We start from the raw sequence: 22,553 nt of genomic DNA, 5'->3' as shown, positions 1-22,553 counted from the left end.
CCCACGAGCTTTATCATGCGCTTCCGCAACATCTTGACCGCGCTTGGCCTGGTTATGTCCCTAGGCCTCGCGGGCTGCACAACGACGACCGGCGACAAGGCCGAAGTGGCCGAAACCACCAAGGTCGAGATCTTCAGCGACTCCTATGGTTCGGTGACGGATGCAGGCTATGCCCTGCCGGCGATTCCGATTCAGAAGGTCGACACGAAGTTTCACCGACAAATTGTCGATTATGCGACTACGGAAAAGCCCGGCACGGTCGTGGTGAACACGCGCGAGCGCTTCCTCTATTACGTGCTGCCGCGCGGCAAAGCCGTTCGCTACGGTATCGGCGTCGGCAAGCAGGGCTTTGCCTGGGAAGGCGAAGCCTACATCGCCTGGAAGCAGGCCTGGCCGACCTGGCATCCGCCGAAGGAAATGGCGGAACGGAAGCCTGAGGTCGCCAAGTATGTCGAAAAGGGCATGGAACCCGGCCTGCGCAACCCGCTCGGTGCCCGCGCCATGTACCTCTTCAACGAGAAGGGACAGGACACGCTGTTCCGCCTGCACGGCACGCCGGAATGGGCATCGATCGGAACAGCTGCCTCGTCGGGCTGCATCCGCATGATGAATCAGGATGTGATCGACCTCTACAATCGCGTCAAGCCGGGCCGGAACTCCAAGGTCGTGGTTCAGCAGTAAGCAGCGCAGACGCAGAATACGAAAAGCCCCGCCGGAGCGATCCGGCGGGGCTTTTCGTTTCGGCAAAGGTCGGCTGTCAGGCCGCAGACTTTGCCTTCAGCTCGATGCGGCGACGATGGAGAACAGGTTCGGTGTAGCCGTTCGGTTGCTCCCTGCCCTTCAGCACGAGGTCAAGCGCCGCCTGGAAGGCAACCGAGCCGTCGTAATCCTTCGCCATCGGCACATAGATCGGGTCGCCGGCATTCTGTGCATCGACGACCATCGCCATGCGCTTCAGCGTCTCGACGACCTGTTCTTCCGTCACCACGCCGTGATGCAACCAGTTTGCCATGTGCTGGGCGGAGATGCGGAGCGTTGCGCGATCCTCCATTAGACCGACATTGTTGATGTCCGGCACCTTGGAGCAGCCGACGCCCTGGTCGATCCAGCGGACGACATAGCCGAGAATACCCTGGGCATTGTTGTCGAGTTCGCGCTGGATTTCCTCGGGTGTCCAGTTCGGACGCGGTGCGACCGGAACGGAGAGGATATCGGCCAGTTTTGCGCGCGGACGTGACTTCAAGCCGTTCTGGACATCCGCGACATTGACGCTGTGATAGTGTGTGGCATGCAGCGTTGCCGCCGTCGGCGACGGAACCCAGGCCGTGTTGGCCCCGGCCTTCGGATGGGCAATCTTCTGCTCCAGCATGGCGGCCATCAGATCGGGCATGGCCCACATGCCCTTGCCGATCTGGGCATGGCCGGACAGGCCGCATTCAAGGCCGATATCAACGTTCCAGTTTTCGTAGGCCGCGATCCAGGCGGCCTGCTTCATGTCGCCCTTGCGGATCATCGGGCCCGCTTCCATCGAAGTGTGGATTTCGTCGCCGGTGCGGTCGAGGAAGCCGGTGTTGATGAAGACGACGCGGTCGCGGGCCGCGCGAATGCACTCCTTGAGATTGACAGTGGTGCGGCGCTCCTCGTCCATGATCCCCATCTTGATCGTGTTGGGAGCCATGCCGACGAGTTCTTCGACGCGGGAGAAGATCTCGCAGGCGAAGGCGACCTCCTCGGGGCCATGCATCTTGGGCTTCACGACATACATAGAACCGGCGCGGGAGTTCTTCCGGCGACCGTTCGGGCCGATGTCATGCAGCGCGACGAGAGCCGTGATCGCGGCATCCAGGATGCCTTCCGGCACCTCGTGGCCATCCTTGTCGGTGATCGCAGGATTGGTCATGAGGTGACCGACATTTCGGATCAGCATCAGGGATCGACCCGGCAGCGTCACCGCACTGCCGTCAACGCCCATGAGCTCAAGGTCACCGCTCAGAGCGCGCGTAAACGTCTTGCCACCCTTCGTAACTTCCTCCGTCAGGTCGCCCTTCATCAGGCCGAGCCAGTTGGAGTAGACAGTGATCTTGTCCTCGGAGTCGACGGCCGCGACCGAATCCTCGCAGTCCATGATGGTGGTGAGTGCCGATTCAAGCCCGACATCGGCGATGCCGGCGGGATCGTCCTTGCCGATCAGGCTGTCCGGATCGACGAAGACAAGGGTGTGCAGGCCATTGGTGCGGAAATAGAGGCGGTATGCCTTTTCGCTCTCACGCTTGAAGCCGACATATTGGTCGGGACTGGAAAGGCCTGTCCGGCCGCTGGCCGTCTCGACGAAGAGCGCGCCGTTTTCAAAGTCGAATCCGGTAACATCGGCCCAGCTGCCGCCGGCGAGCGGCAGGCTCCGGTCGAGAAATGACTTTGCCCACGCCACGACCTTGCCACCGCGAACCGGATTGTAGCCCTTGCCCTTGTCCGCGCTATCAGCCTCGGAAATCGCATCGGTACCGTAGAGCGCGTCGTAAAGCGAACCCCAGCGGGCATTGGCGGCATTCAGGGCATAGCGCGCGTTCATGACCGGCACGACGAGCTGCGGGCCGGCGATCGACGAAATCTCCGGATCGACATTGGCCGTCTCGATCTTGAAGTCGGGACCTTCGGGCAGAAGATAACCGATTTCGCGCAGGAAGCTCTCATAGGCGGCGAGATCGGCGGGCGCGCCGTTCTTGCGATACCAGGCGTCAATCTGAGCCTGCAGGTCATCCCGCTTGGCGAGCAAGGCGCGGTTTTTCGGCGCTAAGTCGTGAACGATCCGTGAGAAGCCGGCGAAGAAGGCATCGGCCTCGACTTCCGTTCCCGGGATCGCCTGGGTCACGATGAATTCGTAGAGGCGCTTGTCGATCGAAAGGCCGTGGGCTTCAACAGATGTCATGACGTCATTCCTTGTACTGAACTGGCTTTGGCACGCAGCATGGCTGAAACCGATTAGCAGTCAATCCGTCATAAATACGAAATATTATTTCCAAAACGGAAAGTCAGCCGCGCGCCGTCCTCGGACGTCCTGAGGCCGTCGCCGTGATCCGCGCTTCCACGAGCTTGCGGCGTCCCTCGATCTCGGGCGCATCGACCTCCTCTCGGATGATCAGTACGACGTCCACAGCACCACTGGCTTCGGCCCTTGCACGCGCGAGTTCGGTCGCCCTTGTCCTCGCCCTTTCCAGGGCAACGGCTTCATCCGTCGCCCGCTCGCTGTCGCCGCCGCCGGTGATCATGAAAAGTCCCTCCTCGGGGGAGCCAATAGTGACGGTCACGCTGCTGCGAACCTGTCCCACCACCGCACCGACGGCATTGGCCACGTCGGCGTCTTCAGGCACGGCGAAATCGGATGCCAGCATCTCGGCGATCGCGGGATAGTAGACGCCGGCCGAAGCACCGAGGCCAATGAGCGGCCGGTCGAGGGAGAGGCCGAAGCGGGCAATGCCTGACTGACGCCGGAGAGCACGGTCGATCAATATGGATTTCGAAGGCTCGACGTCGGCAAGCCCATCTTCTGCAAGCGCTGCGGAGAGAATGACATCTGCCGACTGACGCGTCAGGCGATCGACAATGCGTTGGGCAAGCACTTCATGCGATGAGGCGATCGGCTGACCAGAACCATCCTTCTGGCGGATCGCCAAGGCCATACCGAGTTCGGCGGCCCTGCGATCCCATTGTCCCTGACGCCCGAGGACATGCATGGCGTCTGAAGGTGTAAGCCCGCAGATATGCACGAGGCCGCGCGCGACGAGGCGGTCGAGCGTCGCCTTCTGCTGGGTGAAGCTGATCAGCTGGTCGAGCGGCAGCGGTACGGCACCAATCTTCTGGAACAGTGTAGCCTCCTGCGGCAGCAGCCCCGCTGCGAGGTGATCGGGAACGCCGGTGCGGACCGCGAAGCGCCCGTCGTGGCGACCGAGATGCGGCGCGCGCAGCTGACGCTCAAGCACGTCGGTGATAGCAGCTCCATGCAGGGCTGCTGCAAGGCTCAAGGGGACAAGGCGACGGGGGCCGAGGTCGATCTTCGCCGTAAGGCCGCGATCGTCAAAACGGACTTCCGAGTCTCCGCCCAGGCCGAAGGTGCGCATGGCGACTGCTTCCACCATGGTTCGGTAACCGCCGACGACGGCGCCATCCTGATCAAGCCGCGGCTGTCCGGCCTCCATCACGGCGACGTCGGTCGTCGTACCACCAATATCGGAGACGACGGCATCATCGAGGCCGGTCAGGTGGCGTGCGCCGACGAGGCTCGCGGCGGGGCCGGAGAGGATGGTTTCGATCGGCCGCAGGCGGGCTTCGGTTGCCGAGATCAACGCGCCGTCACCACGCACGACCATCAGTGGGGCATGGATGCCGCGCTCCCCGAGATAGCGCTCCGCTGAGCCTATCAGGCGGTCGATCATCGAGACCAGGCGGGCATTGAGAAGGGTTGTCAGTGCCCGCCTTGGCCCGCCGAGCTTGGAGGAAAGCTCGTGGCTGCAGGTGACGGGCAGGCCGGAATGCCGGCGAATGATCTCGCGCGCGCGCTGCTCATGCGCCGGATTGCGAACCGCAAAATAACCGGCGATCGCGAAGGATGAGACATTGGCCGAAAGCTCGGGCAGTGCCGCTTCCAACGCCGCCTGATCGAAAGGTGTCTCGTTGCCGTGAACGTCATGACCGCCGGCAATGAAGAGGACCGGATCATTGCCGAGCGCATCGGCCAGACCGTCGCGCTTCAGGTCTTCGGGGCCGAAGCCGATCATGATCAGGCCGGCGCGGCCGCCCTGCCCTTCCACCAGCGCATTGGTCGCGAGCGTCGTCGAAAGCGAGACGAGGCCGATCGCAGAGGGATCAATCGCTGATTCGGCGAGCACGCTTTCAAGCGCGCCGGCGATCCCGATCGACAGGTCGTGCCGGGTGGTGAGCGATTTCGCCTTGGCAACGATCCCATGCGTCTCGCTATAAATGACGGCGTCCGTGTAGGTGCCGCCGGTATCGATGCCCAGCATGTAATCGGATGTCACGCAGTCTTCCCCATCTTCCCCGCCCGTGCGGCGACGCATCCCTTATGGCACAGGGCTTAGTGCGATTTCCAGCGAGGGAGCGGCAGGAACACGCCGCATTACGGCTTGCGCGGTGTGACCCGCATCGGCAGGCCGCCAGCGGGCTGGGTGGTGAGTTTCTGGACCGGCCAGGGTTTCGTCTGCGGCGTCACGGCGAAACGATATCGCTGCATCAGCACCGCGAGCGCGATGACGGCTTCCTGTAACGCAAAGGTGGCGCCGATGCAGACTCGCGGACCGGCGCCAAATGGCAGATACTGAAAGCGGCCGATTTTCTCTCGCTCTCCCGGCAAGAAGCGGGAGGGGTCAAAGATCCGTGGCTTGTCCCAGTAAAGCTCGTGGCGATGCAGCGTCCAGGGCATGACGAGGACGGTGGCACCCTTCGCAATCTCGACGGTCTCGCCACTGGGCGCCGTATAGCGATCGTCGGCGATCGCATCGCGGTTGATGGAGGGCGCCGGCGGATAGAGCCGCATCGCCTCTTCGAAAGAAGCTCGCACATGCGGCATCTTCTCAAGCCAATCGACCGGATCGGCGCTGGAGGCGATGACCTCATCGATTTCCCGCTCCATTGCATCCCTGACATCCGGACAGTGGGCCACACAATACAAGGTCCAGGCCAGGGCACGCGCCGTCGTCTCGTGCCCGGCCCCGATGAAGGTCAGGATATTGTCCTCGATCTCTTCCGAGGTCAGGCCGTCAGGTCCTTCCAGTTCGAGCAGCAAGGTCAGGAAATCGTCCGGTGCGTTCTCGCGCTCCGCCCTGATGATGGACCGGCGGTGATCCATCGTCCGGCGCACGAGTTCGCGGAACTTGCGCAAGACGCCGAGGCCCCTGATGCGGGTCAGACGCGGTATCCATCTCGGAGCCTTCAACAAGTCAAGTGGATCGATCCGTCCCATACTGTGCAGGAGATCGTCGACATCCTTGGCGAAATCACCCTGCTCGGAGACGATACCGCCCGAGAAAAGTGTTTCGGAGAGGATGGCATAGGTGAGTTCGGTCATGTCGACGGCGATATCGCGGACGACGCCCTCGGTCCCCGCTTCATAGCGGTCGAGAAAGAGTTCGCTCTGCTCGCGCATCTGGCGCGCAAAACCGCGCGCGTGCCGCGGGGTGAAGACCGGCGCCATGGCCTTGCGCGAGCGTTTCCAGACCGGACCTTCGGCCGTCAGTAGGCCATCCCGCAGAATGGGGCGCAGGACGAGCTGGCGGATCTCGGACATCTCGTAATTCGAGGCGTTGTCGACGAGCACGTGGCGGATCAGACCCGGGTCATTGGCAATGATGGTGGTCTGGCCAAAAAAGCGGGTGACGATCCAGGGCCATGTGTAGGACGGCTGCCCCCACAACTCGAGCGGGTTGCGCAGCACTGTTCGGATGATTTCCAGTCGGCTGGGCGGGACCGTCCGCGGCACGGGTGCCGGCGGCTCGAAGGTCGATTTGCGCAGACTGGCGTCCATGTGATGCTCCCTCGAAGGGTTGGAGCCCCCCGTTAGGAGTTAGAGCAGGGACTCCAACTCGTCCAGCCGATCATTGATCAGCCAGCCGTAATAGTTCTCTTCCGGCCAATTCGCCGCACCGCTGGCCCGCTTTGCCGCCAAAGCACGGGCACGCTGCTGCGAGCCGCCAATGTTGAAAAGCGTGGCCGTAATGCCCGGATTGCCCGAGATATCGACATCGGCAATCTGCCGGTAATCGTCAATCGACTTGCGGATGACCGCTGCCATGAAGGCTAGCGAGATGTCGGGATCCATGATCGCCTTGTAGACCCCCGCCGCATCATTCTCGTCGAGCCTGGCATAGCCGGACTTCTGATGCACAAGATCCGACAGCATGAGGGCCGTCAGAGGATTGATCTGCCCCAGACCAAAGGTCTGTCCCGCATAGAAGGGCTGAAAGAACACGGCGCTAAAGCGATTGTTCGGATAGGACTTGCCGCCGACGGATTTGCCGCGGAACTGATCTTCCCAGACCTTCTCGCGGCAGGTCCAGAGACGGTAGCTGTCCGAATAGCCGTTGCATTCGGCAAATTCCGGCCGGCCGACGAAGTCGGCAATGCTCTCGTCCTTGTAGCCGAATCGGAAACTGTTGCCGGCGTAGGACGCGGCCTTCACATAATAGCTCTGGAGGCTGTCATAGGCGTCGACATTGTAGGTGTGTTCGCCGACGATCGCACCCACCATGTGGATGGGCGCAATGCCGTAGGCGGCGGCCGTCTTCTTGATCTTGCCCACCAGCTTCGAGTCCGTCTGCAGGAGATCGCGGACCTTTTCATATTTCAGATCGAAGCTGGTCTTGCCCGCTTTGGTACGCCGCACGGAGGCGCCGGGAATGGCCGGCTGTTCGGCGTTGCGATTTCCCGAGGGGACCTTGTCGTCAGCAAGCGACACTGCGGGCACAAGCCCGGCGAGCGTAATGGCGACGATGAGATTTCTGGCAATAGTAAGCACGATGCGCGGCCCCTGGACATTTGTCCTCGAACGGATTGCCGGCGCATTCGCGGGCAGCGTCCGACTGCGGCCCTCCTTACATAAGAGGCACCTGTATTGTCGATATGGGCCGCTTTCACTTTCCCGGCACGCCGGGGGCGAAAGCGACCCATAGATGCACAAAGATCACAGGATGTAGCGGCTAAGGTCCGTGTTGGCGGCGAGATCACCGACATGTTCCTGGACATAGGCCGAGTCGATCATAACTTCCGAGCCACCACGGTCCGGCGCATGGAAGGAAATCTCGTCGAGTACCCGTTCCATCACCGTCTGCAGGCGACGGGCACCGATGTTCTCAACCGTTTCGTTCAGCTGAACCGCGACATCGGCGAGCGCATCGATGGCATCCTCGGTGAAATCGAGATTGAGCTCCTCGGTTGCCATCAGCGCCTTGTACTGGCGGATGAGGCTCGCTTCGGTCTCCGTCAGGATGCGGCGGAAGTCTTCCTTGGTCAGCGGCTTCAGCTCGACGCGGATCGGCAGGCGGCCCTGAAGCTCCGGAAGAAGGTCGGAAGGCTTGGAGACGTGAAACGCGCCGGACGCGATGAACAGGATGTGGTCGGTCTTCACCGGTCCATACTTGGTCGCAACCGTCGTGCCTTCGACGAGCGGAAGCAAGTCGCGCTGCACGCCTTCGCGCGAGACGCCGGCACCCATCGCGCCTTCGCGGGCTGCGATCTTGTCGATTTCGTCGAGGAAGACGATGCCGTCATTCTCGACCGAGCGCAGCGCTTCGCGCTGGATGACCTCATTGTCGATCAGCTTGTCCGATTCGTCACGGATCAGGTCGGCATAGGATGCCTTGACGGTGGTGCGGACCTTCTTGGTGCGGTTGCCCATGGCCTTGCCGAACATCTCGGACAGATTGAGGATGCCGATATTGGCACCGGGCGGCATGCCGGGGACTTCGAAGCCGGGCGCGCCGGAGCCGCTGTCGGCGACCTCGATGTCAATTTCCTTGTCGTCCAGTTCGCCGCTGCGCAGCTTCTTGCGGAAGCTGTCGCGGGTCGCGGGCGATGCCGTGGCGCCCACGAGGGCATCGAGCACACGCTCTTCGGCCAGCTGATGTGCCTTGGCTTGCACTTCCTGGCGCTTCTTGTCGCGGATGAGCGTGATGCCGATCTCCACCAGATCGCGGATGATCTGCTCGACGTCGCGGCCGACATAACCGACTTCGGTGAACTTTGTGGCCTCGACCTTGATGAAGGGCGCACCGGCCAGCTTGGCGAGGCGGCGGGATATCTCGGTCTTGCCGACGCCGGTCGGCCCGATCATCAGGATATTCTTCGGCATCACCTCGTCGCGGAGGTCTTCCGAAAGCTGCTGACGGCGCCAGCGGTTGCGCAAGGCGATCGCGACCGCGCGCTTGGCGTCATGCTGGCCGATGATATGACGGTCGAGCTCGGAAACGATCTCGCGCGGGGAGAAGTTGGTCATTTCGGGTTGCTCCTCACGATGCCGCGGACCCGCGCATCGTCTCTTGGTGTGGAATTCGATCGGCAGCCGTCAGTCGGCGTCGAGGTTTTCGATCACCATGTTGTTGTTGGTGTAGACGCAGATCTCGCCGGCGATCGTCAGCGCACGTCTGGCGATGTCCTCTGCCGAGCGATCGGTATCCATGAGTGCGCGCGCAGCCGCATAGGCATAGTTGCCGCCAGAGCCGATCGCGATCGTGCCGTGCTCGGGCTCAAGCACGTCGCCATTGCCGGTGATCGCCAGTGTGATCGACTTATCGGCCACCAGCATCATGGCTTCGAGATTGCGCAGATACTTGTCGGTACGCCAATCCTTGGCGAGCTCGACGGCGGCGCGCATGAGCTGGCCGGGATATTGCTCGAGCTTCTTTTCGAGACGATCGAGGAGGGTGAAGGCATCCGCGGTCGCGCCGGCAAAGCCTGCGATCACCTCGCCACCCTTCCCGATGCGGCGGACCTTGCGGGCATTGCCCTTCATCACGGTCTGGCCAAGGCTGACCTGTCCGTCACCGGCCATCACCACCTTGCCGTCCTTGCGTACGGTAACAATCGTTGTCATCAATCACCTGTCACCCGCCTCTGCGGGCCTTGTGGAACGGGCTGTCAGGCCCGGTTTGTCGGTTCCTATGTAAGTGGGCTTTCAACGATTGCAATCTGCGGCAAAAGCTCCAGCGCCGCCTTGCGGCAGCGCAATGTAACTTCTGGATATTTCACCGCCCTGCTGTTATGGGAGGGCCGAGATCCTCATGGAGCAGCCAAATGGCAGAGCGTAAAGGCGAAGTTTCCCGCAAAACCAACGAAACCTCGGTCTCGGTTTCCGTCCATATCGACGGCACCGGCACGGGCAAGATTTCGACGGGCGTGGGCTTCTTTGACCATATGCTCGACCAGCTCTGCCGCCACTCGCTGATCGACATGGATATCGATGTGAAGGGCGACCTGCATATCGACGATCACCACACTGTCGAGGATACGGGCATTGCGCTCGGTCAGGCGATTTCCAAGGCGCTTGGCGACCGCAAGGGCATCACGCGCTATGCGTCGATCGATCTTGCAATGGACGAGACGATGACCAAGGCGGCGATCGATGTCTCGGGCCGGCCCTTCCTGGTCTGGAACGTCGCTTTCAGCGCGCCGAAGATCGGCACCTTCGACACCGAGCTGGTGCGCGAGTTCTTCCAGGCTCTCGCCCAGAATGCCGGGATCACGCTGCATGTGCTGAACCATTACGGCGCGAACAACCACCATATTGCCGAGACCTGCTTCAAGGCAGTCGCGCGCGCACTTCGGACGGCAACCGAAGTCGATCCGCGGCAGGCAAATCGTATCCCCTCCACCAAGGGCACCCTGGTTTAAGGGGCATCTTCCCCCACGGGGGAAACTGCCACCTTGCTCCGGTTCGGACGTTGAAGTCGAACCGTAGAGCAGAAAGGACTGGAAGACATGCGTGTAGCTATCATCGACTACGGCTCGGGCAATCTGCGCTCGGCCACCAAGGCCTTTGAAAGGGCCGCCCGCGAGGCGGGCCTTAACGCCGAGATCGATCTTACCGACAAGGCAGATCGGGTCGCCACCGCCGACCGAATCGTGCTTCCGGGTGTCGGGGCCTATGCCGACTGCCGCAAGGGGCTCGATGCCGTTCCCGGCATGCATGACGCGATCACGGAAGTGGTCGAGACCAAGGGCCGTCCCTTTTTCGGCATCTGCGTCGGCATGCAGCTCATGTCGTCGCGCGGTCTTGAGAAGACCGTGACCGACGGCTTCGGCTGGATCGAGGGCGATGTCGTCGAGATGACACCGTCGGATCCGTCCCTCAAGATCCCGCAGATCGGCTGGAACACGCTGACGCTCAACCGGCCGCATCCCCTCTTCGACGGTATTCCCACGGGGCCTAACGGGCTGCACGCCTATTTCGTGCACTCCTATCATCTGGCCGCGCGCAAGCCTGCGGATGTGATCGCGACGACCGATTATGGTGGCGCAATGACCGCCTTTGTCGGGCGCGACAACATGGTGGGTGCGCAATTCCATCCCGAGAAGAGCCAGGCCCTCGGCCTGAAACTCATCGCCAATTTCCTGACCTGGACGCCCTGAAGGGCACGGATACACTCATGATCCTCTTTCCCGCCATAGACCTCAAGGACGGCCAGTGCGTTCGCCTCAAGCTGGGCGATATGGACCAGGCGACTGTCTACAACCCCGATCCGGCAGCCCAGGCGCGCGCCTTCGAAGACCAGGGCTTCGAATGGCTGCATGTCGTTGACTTGAACGGTGCCTTTGCCGGGGAAAGCGTCAATGGCGCTGCCGTCGATGCGATCCTGAAGGCGACGAAGAACCCGGTGCAGCTGGGTGGTGGCATCCGCACGCTTGACCATATCGAGAACTGGCTGTCGCGTGGGCTATCGCGCGTGATCCTCGGTACGATCGCCGTCCGTGATCCGGCGCTTGTCATCGAAGCCTGCAAGCGCTTTCCCGGCAAGGTCGCCGTCGGCATCGACGCCAAGGGCGGCAAGGTCGCTGTCGAGGGCTGGGCGGAAGCCTCCGAACTCGGCGTGATCGAACTCGCCCAGCGTTTTGAAGGCGCAGGTGTCGCGGCGATCATCTATACCGACATCGACCGCGACGGGATCCTGACCGGTATCAACTGGGCCTCGACGCTGGAGCTTGCAGCTGCTGTTTCGATCCCAGTGATCGCTTCCGGCGGTCTCGCCTCGATCGAGGACATCAAGCGCATGCTTGAGCCGGATGCGAAGAAGCTTGAAGGTGCGATTTCCGGCCGCGCGCTTTATGATGGACGCATCGACCCTGCGGAAGCGCTCGCGCTGATCAAAGCTGCGAGAGGCTGAGGACAAGACATGACACTCAAGGCCCGCGTGATCCCCTGTCTCGACGTCAAGGACGGCCGCGTCGTCAAGGGCGTCAACTTCGTCGACCTGATCGATGCCGGTGACCCGGTAGAGGCGGCCAAGGCTTACGATGCCGCCGGCGCCGACGAGCTCTGCTTCCTCGACATTACCGCATCCTCGGACAACCGCGACACGATCTTCGACGTCGTTGCCCAAACGGCCGACCATTGCTTCATGCCGCTGACGGTCGGCGGTGGTGTTCGGGCCGTTGCGGACATCCGCAAGCTCCTGCTCTGCGGCGCCGACAAGGTGTCGATCAATTCGGCCGCGGTGAAGAACCCCGACTTCGTGGCGGAAGCCGCCGACAAGTTCGGCAACCAGTGCATCGTCGTGTCGATCGACGCAAAGAAGGTGTCCGCTGCTGGCGAAGCAGATCGCTGGGAAATCTTTACTCATGGCGGTCGCCAGCCGACCGGGATCGATGCCGTGGAGTTTGCGGTGAAGATGGTCGAGCGCGGAGCCGGCGAACTTCTGGTCACCTCCATGGACCGGGACGGCACCAAAAGCGGCTATGACATCGGCCTCACCCGCACAATCGCCGACAGCGTTCGCGTGCCCGTCATCGCCTCCGGCGGTGTCGGCACTCTCGACGATCTGGTCGCAGGCATTCGTGACGGGCATGCGACTGCGGTTCTCGCTGCCTCGATCTTCCACTTCGGCACCTATTCGATTGCAGAGGCGAAGGCCCATATGGCCGCAGCCGGCATCGCCATGCGTCTCGACTGACGCGGAAGGACCCGTGATGAGCAGTTTCACCCTTGCCGATCTCGAAGTCATTGTAGATAGCCGGGCCCAGGCGGATCCGAGCCAATCCTGGACGGCCAAGCTCGTTGCAGGCGGCCAGGACAAGGCGGCGAAGAAGCTTGGCGAAGAGGCGATCGAGGCTGTCATGGCTGCGGTCAGGCAAGACCGCGAGAACCTCGTCTACGAGAGCGCGGATCTCCTTTATCACCTGATGGTCGTATTGAAAATTGCGGACATCCCTTTACAAGCAGTAATGCAGGAACTCGAGCGCCGGACTGCTCAGACGGGCCTGAGCGAGAAGGCCAGTCGGCAGGATCCATGACGATAGCTATGCGGGACTCCGAAACGCCAGACGTCCTCGACCATTTCCAGGCGAACGGCTATTCCCCCTATCACTTCTTCGATTCCGAAGAATGGGCGCATTTCCGCGCCGATACGCCGCTAACTCTGACCGCGGACGAAGTGCACCGGCTGCGCTCGATCGATGACCCGATCGATCTTGACGAGGTCCGTCGGATCTATCTCTCGCTGTCGCGTCTCCTGTCGTCACATGTGGAATCGTCGCAACTTCTGTTCGAGCAGCGCAACCGCTTTCTCAGCCTGTCCGATGTCTTCAAGACGCCGTTCGTCATCGGCATTGCCGGATCGGTGGCGGTTGGAAAGTCTACGACAGCGCGTGTTCTGAAAGAACTGCTTGCACGCTGGCCTTCGAGCCCGAAGGTTGACCTCGTCACCACCGACGGCTTCCTCTACCCCAACGCCCACCTGGTAAAAAACGGGATCCTGAACCGGAAAGGCTTCCCGGAAAGCTATGATGTCGGCGCGCTGCTTCGCTTTCTGTCGGCGATCAAGGCTGGACTGCCCAACGTCAAGGCGCCCAGCTATTCGCACCTCACCTATGACGTGTTGCCGAACGAGTACCGGGTGGTTGACCGGCCTGATATCCTGATCTTCGAGGGTATCAACGTCCTGCAATCGCGCAACCTGCCGGCCGATGGCAAGATCGTACCAATGGTCTCGGATTTCTTCGATTTTTCGATTTATATCGACGCGGACGAGGACGCGACTCACCGCTGGTATGTCGACCGCTTCATGAAACTGCGGCAAACCGCGTTCCGCGATCCTAACTCCTACTTCCATCGCTATGCGACCATCAGCGAGGACGAGGCCAAGGAGATCGCCGAGGGGCTCTGGACGAATATCAACCTGAAGAACCTCAGGGAAAACATCTTGCCGACCCGGCCACGCGCCGATCTCATCCTGCGCAAGGGTGACAATCATCTCGTAGAGACGGTGGCGCTCAGAAAACTGTAGGCGATCAATCGCCGGCTATGGATTGACCCGGCGAAGTGTCAGGTTGATGCGCCCACCCGATTTCAGAAGGGTCGAGGTCCCGGGATAGATGCGGTCTACCCCGTGGAAGCAGAGGCGCCCCTCACCTCCCAGCAAGAAAACATCGCCGCTTTCCAGCTTCAGCGATTGGGTGCGATCGGTCCGAGCCAGTCCCCCGATGCGAAACAGGCAGGTGTTGCCGAGCGAGATCGACAGCACCGGTGCGGCAAATTCCGTTTCGTCGCGATCCTGGTGCAGGCCCATCTTGGCATCGTCAGCGTAAAAATTGACGAGGCAGGCCTCCGGATCTTTCGGATAGCCTGAAAGCTCGCGCCAGAGATCAAGAAGAACGTCAGGGATTGCCGGCCAGGGCTTGCCCGTCATCGGGTGGGTTGCCTGATAACGATAGCCGCGTTCCTTGTCCGTCACCCAGCCGAGCGGTCCGCAATTCGTCATCCGGACAGACATGGGCCTGCCGGAGCCCGGCATGACCGGCACATAAAGCGGCGCATCGGTTACGATGCCGCGAATGATCTCGACGAGGTTTTCCTGCGCGTCGCGCGCCAGCCGGCCTGGCAGGTAACGAAGACCGGATGAAAGGCTGATCTGGGCTTTCGCTGCGGCCATGCTCAATCTCCCGCCGGCTTGCCGCGCATCTTCTTCACATCCGACCGTCCGGACTTCGCTTTAAGACGCCGTTCGATCGAGCCCTTGGTGGGCTTGGTCTTCTTGCGGGGCGGCGGTGGTGGCTTTGCCGCTTCGAGCAGCAGCTCCTTGAGGCGATCGCGCGCGTCTTCGCGATTGCGGTCCTGGCTGCGGAAGCGGCTTGCCTCGATCATCAGCACGCCTTCCTTGGACAGGCGTTTGCCGGCGAGCTTCGCGGCGTTCTGTTTCACGCGGTCGTTCAGCGAGGGCGATCCGAGCAGGTTGAAGAAGAGCTGGACCGCAGTCGAAACCTTGTTGACGTTCTGGCCACCCGGGCCCCCGGCCAGCACGAACTGCTCCGTCAATTCCCAGCCGGCTATCGTGATGCGGTTGTTGATCTCAAGTGGTTCGCTTGCCATGTCATCGGTCTCTTGGTCAGGCCTTCATATCGGCCGTGACCGCAGCAAAGGCAAGCCGCAAGCAGAAAAGGCCCGGCAGCAAAGCTACCGGGCCTCTATCATCTTCGGCAATTCAGTCGTTCATTCAGCCGCGAGGCGAATGCCCGGGGCCGCATCACGAACCTTGCCGTCAACATGGGCTTCGAACTTGGCGAAGTTGTCGATGAACATGCCGACCAGCTTCTTGGCCTGCGCGTCGTAGGCTGCACCATCTGCCCAGGTCGAACGCGGGTCTAGGATCTTGATATCGACGCCATCAACGGCCACCGGAACCGCAAAACCGAAGTTCGCATCTGTGCGCATCTCGACCTTCTTGAGTTCGCCGGTCAGTGCAGCGGTCAGCAGGGCGCGCGTCGCCTTGATCGGCATGCGATTACCGATACCATAGGCGCCGCCGGTCCAGCCGGTGTTGACCAGCCAGCAATCGACCTGATGACGGGCGATCAGATCACGCAGCAGGTTGCCGTATTCGGTGGGATGACGCGGCATGAAGGGTGCGCCGAAGCAGGTCGAGAAGGTCGCTTCCGGCTCGGTCACGCCCTTTTCAGTGCCGGCTACCTTTGCGGTGTAACCAGACAGGAAGTGGTACATGGCCTGTTCCGGCGTGAGCTTTGCGATCGGCGGGAGCACACCGAACGCATCTGCCGTCAGCATGATGATCGTCTTCGGATGCGGCGCGATACCGGTCTCCGATGCATTCGGGATGAAATGCAGCGGATAGGCGCAGCGCGTGTTTTCCGTCAGCGAGCCATCGTTGAAGTCGGGCACGCGGTTCTCGTCGAGAATGACGTTTTCCAGCACAGTGCCGAAACGCTTGGTCGTTGCGAAGATCTCCGGCTCCGCTTCGGCCGAGAGACGGATGGTCTTGGCGTAGCAGCCACCTTCGAAGTTGAAGATGCCGTTTTCGCCCCAGCCATGCTCGTCGTCACCGACCAGCGTGCGTTTTGGATCGGCCGAAAGCGTCGTCTTGCCGGTGCCGGACAGGCCGAAGAAGACGGCCGCATCGCCCTCGGGACCGACATTTGCCGAGCAATGCATCGGCATGACGCCCTTCGACGGCAGCAGGTAGTTGAGGACGGTAAAGACCGACTTCTTCATTTCGCCGGCATAGGACGTGCCGCCGATGAGGACGATGCCATTGGTCAGGTCGCAGGCAATCACGGTTTCGGTACGGCAGCCATGGCGGGCCGGATCGGCGCGGAAGCTCGGCAGATCGATGATCGTCAGCTTCGGCAGGAAACCTTCCAAGGCGTCACGCTCGGGGCGAATCAGCAGGTTGCGGATGAAGAGCGAGTGCCAGGCGAACTCAGTCACGACCCGCGTTGGCAAGGCGTTGTCAGCGTCGGCGCCGCCGATCAGGTCCTGAACGAAAAGATCGCGGCCTTCGGCATGGGCCAGCATGTCCTGATGCAACACGGCGAAATGCTCCGGCGACATCGGCTTGTTGTTGTCCCACCAGATCTGGCCGTCGGTATTGCCGTCGCGGACGACGAACTTGTCCTTGGCAGAACGGCCGGTGTGCTGACCGGTCAGCGCACGAAGTGCACCATCCGCTGTCAGCTCCGCCTCGCCGCGGCGGATCGCCTCTTCATAAAGAGCCGCTTCCAGGAAGTTGTAGCGAACGCTGGCAGCCTTCCCCAAGCCGATTTCCGCGATCCCCGCAGCCGGGTTCCTCACGCCGAATTCCTCCATGGTGCGCTTTCCTCTCACATGGGCCAGAACTTTGAATGAGCGAAACCTAAACGGCAGAGCAGCGAAAAGCAAGGCTGCAGCGCGAAAAATATAATGATATCAATTATTTAATCGATTTAAAACGGAAAACACTCTTTTTAAATCGTTTAGTTCCGCTTCCATTCCGCTATCATCGGGGGCCGCGATGGACGGAAAACGGCGGACGAAACGAAATCCCCCGTCCCTGCCCCTTCCCCTCTGCCACAATTTGTTCCACCTTTATCCCCATATCGCACTGCCATGGAACCAGAGCTGGGCTGGACAGACCAGGAGCAGCGCAACGATGACGGAGACGTACCCTATGCAGACGATCGCCCTCGTGGATGACGACCGCAATATTCTGACTTCGGTTTCCATCGCACTCGAAGCGGAAGGTTATAAGGTCGAAACCTACACCGATGGCGCCTCGGCTCTCGACGGTCTTCTGGCCCGACCGCCACAGCTCGCCATCTTCGACATCAAGATGCCGCGCATGGATGGCATGGAGCTGCTGCGTCGCCTGCGCCAGAAGTCCGATATCCCGGTGATCTTCCTGACCTCCAAGGATGAGGAAATCGACGAGCTCTTTGGCTTGAAGATGGGCGCTGATGATTTCATCACCAAACCCTTCTCGCAACGCCTGCTGGTCGAGCGCGTCAAGGCGATCCTGCGACGGTCTGCAAGCCGCGAGAGCTTTGCGGCGGGTAACGGCCCCGCCAAGGGCAGCCCGGAGCAACAGGCCCGCACGCTGGAGCGCGGACAGCTGGTGATGGACCAGGAACGCCATACCTGCACCTGGAAGGGTGATCCGGTGACGCTGACCGTGACCGAATTCCTCATCCTGCAGTCGCTGGCGCAGCGCCCCGGCGTGGTCAAGAGCCGTGACGCCTTGATGGACGCGGCCTATGACGAGCAGGTCTATGTTGATGATCGCACGATCGACAGCCACATCAAGCGGCTGCGCAAGAAGTTCAAGATGGTCGATACCGACTTCGACATGATTGAAACGCTTTACGGTGTGGGCTACCGCTTCCGCGAAGCAGCGTAAGGTCCTGCCGTTGCAGCCTTGATGGCTGACAGGACGGGCGAAAGGCAAAGGTTTGACCCAGCAGGTTGACGAGGGACATCTGGAGGAGACGGATTCCGGCTCCGAGCGGCGTCGGCTGTTCAGTCATCCCTTCACGCTCATCCGCCGGATCTTCGGCCACGCGCTGTTTTCCAGCCTGACGCGCCGAATCGTCTTCTTCAATCTGGCCGCACTCATCGTGCTCGTCGGCGGCATCATGTATCTCAACCAGTTCCGCGAGGGGCTGATCGATGCACGCGTCGAGAGCCTTCTGACGCAGGGCGAGATCATCGCGGCGGCCGTATCGGCCTCCGCCTCTGTCGATACGAACTCGATCACCATCGATCCGGAGAAACTGCTCGAACTGCAGGCCGGACAAAGCATCACGCCGGTTCCGAACGACGAGGATCTGGAGTTTCCGATCAATCCGGAACGCGTGGCACCGGTGCTGCGGCGCTTGATCTCCCCGACGCGCATCCGCGCCCGCCTCTTCGACGCCGATGCCAACCTGCTGCTTGATTCGCGGCATCTCTATTCGCGCGGCCAGGTTCTGCGCTTCGACCTGCCGCCGGTCGACAATGATTCCACCAGCTTTACCGACTGGATCACCCGTCTCTTCAACACGATCCTGCAGCCCGGCAATCTGCCGGTCTACCGCGAAGCGCCGGGCGGTGACGGCTCGATCTATCCGGAGGTCATGAACGCGCTGACCGGGGTCCGCGGTGCGGTCGTCCGCGTGACCGACCAGGGAGAATTGATCGTCTCTGTCGCAGTGCCGGTACAGCGCTCGCGTGCTGTCCTCGGTGTGCTGCTGCTATCAACCCAGGCCGGCGACATCGACAAGATCGTCCATGCGGAACGCCTCGCCATCCTGCGGGTATTCGGGGTTGCGACCCTCGTCAACATCGTCGTTTCGCTGCTCTTGTCCTCGACCATCGCAAACCCGCTGCGTCGCCTCTCGGCTGCCGCCATCCGTGTTCGCCGTGGCGCAAAGGAGCGTGAGGAAATCCCCGACTTTTCCGTCCGACAGGACGAGATCGGCAACCTTTCCATCGCGCTGCGCGAAATGACGACAGCGCTCTATGATCGCATTGATGCGATCGAGAGTTTCGCTGCCGACGTCAGCCACGAGCTCAAGAACCCGCTGACCTCGTTGCGGTCGGCCGTCGAAACCCTGCCGCTCGCCAAGACAGACCAGTCCCGACAGCGGCTGATGGATATCATCCAGCATGACGTGCGCCGTCTCGACCGTCTGATCAGCGACATCTCCGACGCCTCACGCCTCGACGCGGAACTTGCGCGCTCGGACGCAAAGCCTGTCGATCTCGGGGTGCTCGTTTCCAGCCTCGTCGACATCTCCAGGGAAATCCGCAGCGGCAAGAAGGCCGTTCAGATCGACTACGTAATCGATCAGAAACCCGGATCGAACCAGCATTTCGTGGTCCACGGGCATGACCTGCGTCTCGGACAAATCGTCACCAACCTGATCGAGAATGCACGGTCCTTCGTGCCAGAAGACAGCGGCCGGATCCTCGTCAAGCTGTCGCGCAATCGCACGCGGTGCCAGATCCAGGTGGAGGACAACGGGCCCGGTATTCAGGCCGAGGACATCGACCGCATCTTCGAACGTTTCTATACCGACCGACCAGAGGGCGAGAGCTTCGGCCAGAATTCCGGTCTCGGACTTTCGATCAGCCGACAGATCGCCGAGGCCCATGGCGGCACCCTGCGGGCCGAAAACGTCATGGACCCGGCATCGGGCCGCATCACCGGCGCCCGCTTCGTCCTGTCCCTGCCCGTAGAAACTGCGGCATGACGGGCGAGACCCACAACATCCACGCGACGGCGATCAGCGTCGATGGTCTTGGCCTCGCATTCGTCGGGCCATCGGGCAGCGGCAAGTCTAGCCTTGCTTTCGACTGCCTCGCAGAAGCCAAGCTCGCCAACATTCCGGCTGCGCTGATCTCGGATGACCGTGTCATCGTATCGCTTGAGAACGGTCAGGTCTTTGCCTCCTGCCCCGAACCGATCCGCGGTCTGATCGAACTCCGATATAGCGGTATCGTCGCCGTCGATCATGTCGACCGGGCCGAACTGAGTTATATCGTGCTGCCGGTCGGCGCGGATGAAAGACATCGGTTGCCGCCGGATGACGAGCACGCCGAGCTTGTCGCGGGACTTAGCCTTCCGGTCGTCAGGGTGCCGATGTGGAGCCGTTTTCCACTCAGCCTGATCTTGGCGCGTATTGGAAGCCTTGCAGCGAACCGGCAATTTACACGCTGATTTGGCTTGCACTTCCCGCTTTGATCGACAAGATGGCGTCCTACTGATGGACGAAACGCCAATCTTGAGCTATTTGGCGAGAGTTGCGCTAAGGGGCAGTAGAGAATGATCGGACTTGTGCTTGTCACGCATGGCAAGCTGGCTGAAGAGTTTCACCACGCGGTGGAGCACGTCGTAGGCCCACAAAAATGCATCGAGACCGTCTCGATCGGCCCCGAAGATGACATGGATCAGCGTCGTCAGGATATTCTTGATGCCGTGTCACGTGCCGATGATGGCCATGGCGTGATCATCCTGACCGACATGTTCGGTGGTACGCCCTCGAACCTCGCGATCTCCGTGATGAACACCGGCCGGATCGAAGTGATCGCCGGGGTCAATCTGCCGATGCTGATCAAGCTTGCCGGCGTTCGCGGCGACAACGACATGGATCGCGCCCTCGTCGAGGCCTCCGAGGCTGGGCGCAAGTACATCAATGTTGCAAGCCGCGTCTTGAGTGGCAAATGACTTCGATGGCCGACCCGATCTCCCGCGATCTTCTGATCATCAACAAGCGTGGACTGCATGCGCGCGCTTCCGCCAAATTCGTACAGACCGTCAGCGGCTTCGATGCGAGCGTCAGCGTCTCCAAGGATGGAACGACTGTCGGCGGCACCTCGATCATGGGTTTGATGATGCTGGCGGCGAGCCCGGGCTGCTCGATCTGCGTCTCGGCATCCGGCAGTCAGGCCGAGGACGTCATGAACGCCCTTGCGGCCCTGGTCGCGGACCGCTTTGGTGAAGAGATGTAAAGCATCGCGACATAAAGACATAAAGACTTCTTTATGTCAGATTGCGTTTGATGCGGTTCCCTGCTAGAAGACGACCAGCCCTGCAGCCAGATCTGCGGGAGAGCCAGTTAATCCATCCGCCATGAGATGCGGATCGGGTCGGATCCAGCCGGAGAATCCCATGAGCAAACATGACTATGTGATCGCTGATATCGGTCTTGCCGATTTCGGCCGCAAGGAAATCAGCATCGCTGAAACCGAAATGCCGGGCCTGATGGCCTGCCGCGAAGAATTCGGCACGAGCCAGCCGCTGAAGGGTGCACGGATCACCGGTTCGCTGCATATGACGATCCAGACCGCTGTTCTGATCGAAACGCTCGTCGCGCTCGGTGCCGATGTCCGCTGGGCATCGTGCAACATCTTCTCCACCCAGGACCACGCCGCTGCAGCGATCGCCGCTGCCGGCATCCCGGTCTTTGCGATCAAGGGCGAGTCGCTCACCGATTACTGGGAATACACCGACAAGATCTTCCAGTGGACCGACGGCGGCTTCTCCAACATGATCCTCGATGATGGCGGCGATGCCACCATGTACATCCTGCTCGGCGCCCGCGCCGAAGCCGGCGAGGACGTTCTTTCCAATCCGCAGTCGGAAGAAGAAGAAATCCTGGTTGCGCAGATCAAGAAGCGTCTCGCCGCTTCGCCTGGCTGGTTCACCAAGCAGCGTGATGCCATCAAGGGCGTGACCGAAGAAACCACCACCGGCGTGCATCGCCTTTATGAACTCGCCAAGAAGGGCCTACTCCCCTTCCCGGCCATCAACGTCAACGACTCGGTCACCAAGTCGAAGTTCGACAACAAATATGGCTGCAAGGAATCGCTGGTCGACGGCATTCGCCGCGGTACCGACGTGATGATGGCCGGCAAGGTCGCTGTCGTCTGCGGTTACGGCGACGTCGGCAAGGGTTCGGCCGCCTCGCTGCGCGGCGCCGGCGCCCGCGTCAAGGTGACGGAAGTCGATCCGATCTGTGCCCTGCAGGCCGCCATGGACGGCTTTGAAGTGGTCACGCTGGAAGACGTGGTCTCCTCGGCCGACATCTTCATCACCACGACCGGCAACAAGGACGTCATCCGCATCGAGCATATGCGCGAGATGAAGGACATGGCGATCGTCGGCAATATCGGCCACTTCGACAACGAGATTCAGGTCGCGTCTCTGAAAAACCTGCGTTGGACGAACATCAAGCCGCAGGTCGACATGATCGAGTTCCCGAAGGGCAACCGCATGATCCTCTTGTCTGAAGGTCGTCTCTTGAACCTCGGCAATGCAACGGGTCACCCGTCCTTCGTGATGTCTGCCTCGTTCACCAACCAGGTTCTCGGCCAGATCGAACTCTTCGCCAAGACCGACGAGTACAAGCCGGGCGTCTACGTCCTGCCGAAGCACCTCGACGAAAAGGTCGCTCGCCTGCACCTCGAAAAGCTCGGCGTGAAGCTGACGACGCTCTCAGACGAACAGGCCGCCTATATCGGCGTCACGGCGCAGGGTCCGTTCAAGGCAGAACACTACCGCTATTAAAATATAGCTGGATAATATCTA

22 protein-coding genes are annotated in these 22,553 nt (G+C 61.2%); 13 read left to right on the top strand and 9 right to left on the bottom strand.

Going from position 1 to position 22,553, the window contains the following annotated elements; all coding sequences use genetic code 11:
- The first annotated feature begins 15 nt into the window (after positions 1–15).
- Entirely contained in the window at positions 16–681 is a 666-nt protein-coding gene (locus BW978_RS17480) for a L,D-transpeptidase (RefSeq protein WP_076397088.1), read from the top strand.
- A gap of 76 nt (positions 682–757) precedes the next feature.
- Here the strand turns inward: BW978_RS17480 and BW978_RS17475 are convergent, their stop codons facing one another.
- The 6 genes from BW978_RS17475 to hslV all read right to left on the bottom strand — a co-directional run bounded on the left by BW978_RS17475 (position 758) and on the right by hslV (position 9,598).
- Positions 758–2,926, bottom strand: coding sequence for a malate synthase G (locus tag BW978_RS17475; RefSeq protein ID WP_076397087.1), 2,169 nt, complete (start codon positions 2,924–2,926; stop codon positions 758–760).
- A gap of 103 nt (positions 2,927–3,029) precedes the next feature.
- Complete coding sequence (locus BW978_RS17470) at positions 3,030–5,033, bottom strand: hydantoinase/oxoprolinase N-terminal domain-containing protein (RefSeq protein ID WP_076397133.1); 2,004 nt, start codon at positions 5,031–5,033, stop codon at positions 3,030–3,032.
- A gap of 98 nt (positions 5,034–5,131) precedes the next feature.
- Positions 5,132–6,535: a cytochrome P450 gene (locus BW978_RS17465; RefSeq protein ID WP_076397086.1), complete on the bottom strand. Its 1,404-nt coding sequence runs from the start codon at positions 6,533–6,535 to the stop codon at positions 5,132–5,134.
- Between the two features lie 39 nt (positions 6,536–6,574).
- Positions 6,575–7,501, bottom strand: coding sequence for a DUF1402 family protein (locus BW978_RS17460; protein ID WP_076397132.1), 927 nt, complete (start codon positions 7,499–7,501; stop codon positions 6,575–6,577).
- Between the two features lie 189 nt (positions 7,502–7,690).
- Complete coding sequence (hslU, locus tag BW978_RS17455) at positions 7,691–9,001, bottom strand: ATP-dependent protease ATPase subunit HslU (protein ID WP_076397085.1); 1,311 nt, start codon at positions 8,999–9,001, stop codon at positions 7,691–7,693.
- A 69-nt stretch (positions 9,002–9,070) separates the two neighbouring features.
- A complete protein-coding gene (hslV, locus tag BW978_RS17450; RefSeq protein WP_076397084.1) occupies positions 9,071–9,598 on the bottom strand; it encodes an ATP-dependent protease subunit HslV in 528 nt (175 codons plus the stop codon).
- Between the two features lie 200 nt (positions 9,599–9,798).
- Here hslV and hisB point away from each other — a divergent pair, with 200 nt between their 5' ends.
- From hisB to coaA, 6 genes are all read left to right on the top strand, one after another.
- On the top strand, positions 9,799–10,395 hold the full coding sequence (hisB, locus tag BW978_RS17445) for an imidazoleglycerol-phosphate dehydratase HisB (RefSeq protein ID WP_076397083.1): 597 nt from the start codon (positions 9,799–9,801) through the stop codon (positions 10,393–10,395).
- Positions 10,396–10,482: 87 nt separating this feature from the next.
- Positions 10,483–11,133: an imidazole glycerol phosphate synthase subunit HisH gene (hisH, locus tag BW978_RS17440; protein ID WP_076397082.1), complete on the top strand. Its 651-nt coding sequence runs from the start codon at positions 10,483–10,485 to the stop codon at positions 11,131–11,133.
- A gap of 17 nt (positions 11,134–11,150) precedes the next feature.
- Positions 11,151–11,885 carry a 1-(5-phosphoribosyl)-5-[(5-phosphoribosylamino)methylideneamino]imidazole-4-carboxamide isomerase gene (gene hisA, locus BW978_RS17435; RefSeq protein ID WP_076397081.1) on the top strand — a complete coding sequence of 245 codons (735 nt, stop codon included), beginning with the start codon at positions 11,151–11,153 and terminating at the stop codon, positions 11,883–11,885.
- Positions 11,886–11,894: 9 nt separating this feature from the next.
- Positions 11,895–12,671: an imidazole glycerol phosphate synthase subunit HisF gene (hisF, locus tag BW978_RS17430; RefSeq protein WP_076397080.1), complete on the top strand. Its 777-nt coding sequence runs from the start codon at positions 11,895–11,897 to the stop codon at positions 12,669–12,671.
- A gap of 16 nt (positions 12,672–12,687) precedes the next feature.
- Positions 12,688–13,011: a phosphoribosyl-ATP diphosphatase gene (locus tag BW978_RS17425; RefSeq protein ID WP_069042712.1), complete on the top strand. Its 324-nt coding sequence runs from the start codon at positions 12,688–12,690 to the stop codon at positions 13,009–13,011.
- Positions 13,008–14,003: a type I pantothenate kinase gene (coaA, locus tag BW978_RS17420; protein WP_076397079.1), complete on the top strand. Its 996-nt coding sequence runs from the start codon at positions 13,008–13,010 to the stop codon at positions 14,001–14,003. The genes BW978_RS17425 and coaA overlap by 4 nt, the downstream gene beginning before the upstream one ends.
- Before the next feature lie 15 nt (positions 14,004–14,018).
- On the opposite strand, the gene BW978_RS17415 is transcribed toward coaA, so the two are convergent.
- The 3 genes from BW978_RS17415 to BW978_RS17405 all read right to left on the bottom strand — a co-directional run bounded on the left by BW978_RS17415 (position 14,019) and on the right by BW978_RS17405 (position 16,816).
- Positions 14,019–14,648 carry an alpha-ketoglutarate-dependent dioxygenase AlkB gene (locus BW978_RS17415; RefSeq protein ID WP_076397078.1) on the bottom strand — a complete coding sequence of 210 codons (630 nt, stop codon included), beginning with the start codon at positions 14,646–14,648 and terminating at the stop codon, positions 14,019–14,021.
- Between the two features lie 2 nt (positions 14,649–14,650).
- Positions 14,651–15,085 carry an alternative ribosome rescue aminoacyl-tRNA hydrolase ArfB gene (arfB, locus tag BW978_RS17410; protein ID WP_076397077.1) on the bottom strand — a complete coding sequence of 145 codons (435 nt, stop codon included), beginning with the start codon at positions 15,083–15,085 and terminating at the stop codon, positions 14,651–14,653.
- 120 nt (positions 15,086–15,205) lie between these two features.
- A complete protein-coding gene (locus BW978_RS17405) occupies positions 15,206–16,816 on the bottom strand; it encodes a phosphoenolpyruvate carboxykinase (RefSeq protein ID WP_076397076.1) in 1,611 nt (536 codons plus the stop codon).
- Between the two features lie 340 nt (positions 16,817–17,156).
- Here BW978_RS17405 and BW978_RS17400 point away from each other — a divergent pair, with 340 nt between their 5' ends.
- From BW978_RS17400 to ahcY, 6 genes are all read left to right on the top strand, one after another.
- Positions 17,157–17,882, top strand: a complete 726-nt coding sequence (locus BW978_RS17400; protein ID WP_006724182.1) for a response regulator transcription factor — start codon at positions 17,157–17,159, stop codon at positions 17,880–17,882.
- A 52-nt stretch (positions 17,883–17,934) separates the two neighbouring features.
- On the top strand, positions 17,935–19,716 hold the full coding sequence (locus BW978_RS17395) for a sensor histidine kinase (RefSeq protein WP_076397075.1): 1,782 nt from the start codon (positions 17,935–17,937) through the stop codon (positions 19,714–19,716).
- Positions 19,713–20,183 (top strand): HPr kinase/phosphorylase, encoded by a 471-nt coding sequence (locus BW978_RS17390; RefSeq protein WP_076397074.1) that lies wholly within the window; start codon positions 19,713–19,715, stop codon positions 20,181–20,183. Before BW978_RS17395 ends, BW978_RS17390 begins: the two co-directional genes overlap by 4 nt.
- Positions 20,184–20,288: 105 nt before the next feature.
- Positions 20,289–20,690: a PTS sugar transporter subunit IIA gene (locus tag BW978_RS17385; RefSeq protein WP_006724185.1), complete on the top strand. Its 402-nt coding sequence runs from the start codon at positions 20,289–20,291 to the stop codon at positions 20,688–20,690.
- Complete coding sequence (locus tag BW978_RS17380; RefSeq protein ID WP_083697620.1) at positions 20,687–20,974, top strand: HPr family phosphocarrier protein; 288 nt, start codon at positions 20,687–20,689, stop codon at positions 20,972–20,974. The genes BW978_RS17385 and BW978_RS17380 overlap by 4 nt, the downstream gene beginning before the upstream one ends.
- A 160-nt stretch (positions 20,975–21,134) precedes the next feature.
- Positions 21,135–22,532: an adenosylhomocysteinase gene (gene ahcY / locus BW978_RS17375; RefSeq protein ID WP_076397073.1), complete on the top strand. Its 1,398-nt coding sequence runs from the start codon at positions 21,135–21,137 to the stop codon at positions 22,530–22,532.
- The last annotated feature ends 21 nt before the right edge of the window (positions 22,533–22,553 follow it).

It is taken from the genome of Rhizobium sp. RU33A, assembly GCF_900156055.1.
Classification (GTDB): Bacteria; Pseudomonadota; Alphaproteobacteria; order Rhizobiales; family Rhizobiaceae; genus Allorhizobium.
Note: the sequence above shows the minus strand (reverse complement) of the source record. Positions and strands in the feature narration are given on the sequence as shown.